General features: G+C 51.8%; 1 rRNA gene. It reads left to right on the forward strand.

Annotated elements, in window-relative coordinates:
- Positions 1-147: 147 nt before the first annotated feature.
- Positions 148-3,056, forward strand: a 23S ribosomal RNA gene (locus ACJY2G_RS25425).
- Positions 3,057-3,133 lie beyond the last annotated feature (77 nt).

Here is a 3,133-nt window from a genome sequence, read left to right on the forward strand (position 1 = left end):
TTGCTCTTTAACAATCTGGAACAAGCTGAAAATTGAAAGTTTACAGCTGAACATCACTCTCCGTAGAAGTACTGAGTGGTGGATTAGTCTGTAACAGAGTCTCTCAAATAATCGCAGCGCGACGGTGGAAACACCTTCGGGTTGTGAGGTTAAGCGACTAAGCGTACACGGTGGATGCCTAGGCAGTCAGAGGCGATGAAGGGCGTGCTAATCTGCGAAAAGCGTCGGTAAGGTGATATGAACCGTTATACCCGACGATACCCGAATGGGGAAACCCAGTGTGTTTCGACACATTATCATTACATGAATACATAGTGTAATGAGGCGAACCGGGGGAACTGAAACATCTAAGTACCCCGAGGAAAAGAAATCAACCGAGATTCCCCCAGTAGCGGCGAGCGAACGGGGAAGAGCCCAGAACCAGAATCAGCGTATGTGTTAGTGGAAGCGTCTGGAAAGTCGCACAGTATAGGGTGATAGTCCCGTACACAAAAATGCATATGTTGTGAGTTCGATGAGTAGGGCGGGACACGTGACATCCTGTCTGAATATGGGGGGACCATCCTCCAAGGCTAAATACTCCTGACTGACCGATAGTGAACCAGTACCGTGAGGGAAAGGCGAAAAGAACCCCGGCGAGGGGAGTGAAATAGAACCTGAAACCGTGTACGTACAAGCAGTGGGAGCCTACTTTGTTGGGTGACTGCGTACCTTTTGTATAATGGGTCAGCGACTTATATTTTGTAGCAAGGTTAACCGAATAGGGGAGCCGTAGGGAAACCGAGTCTTAACTGGGCGTCAAGTTGCAAGGTATAGACCCGAAACCCGGTGATCTAGCCATGGGCAGGTTGAAGGTTGGGTAACACTAACTGGAGGACCGAACCGACTAATGTTGAAAAATTAGCGGATGACTTGTGGCTGGGGGTGAAAGGCCAATCAAACCGGGAGATAGCTGGTTCTCCCCGAAAGCTATTTAGGTAGCGCCTCGTGAACTCATCTTCGGGGGTAGAGCACTGTTTCGACTAGGGGGCCATCCCGGCTTACCAACTCGATGCAAACTACGAATACCGAAGAATGTTATCACGGGAGACACACGGCGGGTGCTAACGTCCGTCGTGAAGAGGGAAACAACCCAGACCGCCAGCTAAGGTCCCAAAGTCATGGTTAAGTGGGAAACGATGTGGGAAGGCATAGACAGCCAGGATGTTGGCTTAGAAGCAGCCATCATTTAAAGAAAGCGTAATAGCTCACTGGTCGAGTCGGCCTGCGCGGAAGATGTAACGGGGCTAAACCATGCACCGAAGCTGCGGCAGCGACGCTTATGCGTTGTTGGGTAGGGGAGCGTTCTGTAAGCCGTCGAAGGTGAACTGTGAGGTTTGCTGGAGGTATCAGAAGTGCGAATGCTGACATAAGTAACGATAATGCGGGTGAAAAACCCGCACGCCGGAAGACCAAGGGTTCCTGTCCAACGTTAATCGGGGCAGGGTGAGTCGACCCCTAAGGCGAGGCTGAAAAGCGTAGTCGATGGGAAGCTGGTTAATATTCCAGCACTTGGTGTTACTGCGAAGGGGGGACGGAGAAGGCTAGGCTAGCCGGGCGACGGTTGTCCCGGTTCAAGCGTGTAGGGGGTGTGATTTGGTAAATCCGGTCGCATATCAACCCTGAGGCGTGATAACGAGCCACTACGGTGGTGAAGTAGTTGATGCCAAGCTTCCAGGAAAAGCCTCTAAGCTCCAGGTAACACGAAATCGTACCCCAAACCGACACAGGTGGTCAGGTAGAGAATACTCAGGCGCTTGAGAGAACTCGGGTGAAGGAACTAGGCAAAATGGTGCCGTAACTTCGGGAGAAGGCACGCTGGCGCGTAGGTGAAGGGACTTGCTCCCGGAGCTGAAGCCAGTCGAAGATACCAGCTGGCTGCAACTGTTTAATAAAAACACAGCACTGTGCAAACACGAAAGTGGACGTATACGGTGTGACGCCTGCCCGGTGCCGGAAGGTTAATTGATGGGGTTATCCGCAAGGAGAAGCTCTTGATCGAAGCCCCGGTAAACGGCGGCCGTAACTATAACGGTCCTAAGGTAGCGAAATTCCTTGTCGGGTAAGTTCCGACCTGCACGAATGGCGTAATGATGGCCAGGCTGTCTCCACCCGAGACTCAGTGAAATTGAACTCGCTGTGAAGATGCAGTGTACCCGCGGCAAGACGGAAAGACCCCGTGAACCTTTACTATAGCTTGACACTGAACATTGAGCCTTGATGTGTAGGATAGGTGGGAGGCTTTGAAGCGTGGACGCCAGTCTGCGTGGAGCCAACCTTGAAATACCACCCTTTAATGTTTGATGTTCTAACTCGGCCCCGTAATCCGGGGTGAGGACAGTGTCTGGTGGGTAGTTTGACTGGGGCGGTCTCCTCCTAAAGAGTAACGGAGGAGCACGAAGGTTAGCTAATCACGGTCGGACATCGTGAGGTTAGTGCAATGGCATAAGCTAGCTTGACTGCGAGAGTGACGGCTCGAGCAGGTACGAAAGTAGGTCATAGTGATCCGGTGGTTCTGAATGGAAGGGCCATCGCTCAACGGATAAAAGGTACTCCGGGGATAACAGGCTGATACCGCCCAAGAGTTCATATCGACGGCGGTGTTTGGCACCTCGATGTCGGCTCATCACATCCTGGGGCTGAAGTAGGTCCCAAGGGTATGGCTGTTCGCCATTTAAAGTGGTACGCGAGCTGGGTTTAGAACGTCGTGAGACAGTTCGGTCCCTATCTGCCGTGGGCGTTGGAAGATTGAGAGGGGCTGCTCCTAGTACGAGAGGACCGGAGTGGACGCATCACTGGTGTTCGGGTTGTCATGCCAATGGCATTGCCCGGTAGCTAAATGCGGAAAAGATAAGCGCTGAAAGCATCTAAGCGCGAAACTTGCCTCGAGATGAGTCTTCCCTGTGGCTTTAAGCCACCTGAAGGGACGTTTAAGACTAAGACGTTGATAGGCTGGGTGTGTAAGTGCAGCGATGCATTGAGCTAACCAGTACTAATGACCCGAGAGGCTTAACCTTACAACACCAAAGGTGTTTTTAGAGACTTGAAGTAGATTTTCAGCTGAATGTTCCGAGATTGGTTCGTATGGCGGAGT

Source organism: Rahnella sp. ATs2 (genome assembly GCF_051851855.1).
Lineage (GTDB): Bacteria > Pseudomonadota > Gammaproteobacteria > Enterobacterales > Enterobacteriaceae > Rahnella > Rahnella variigena.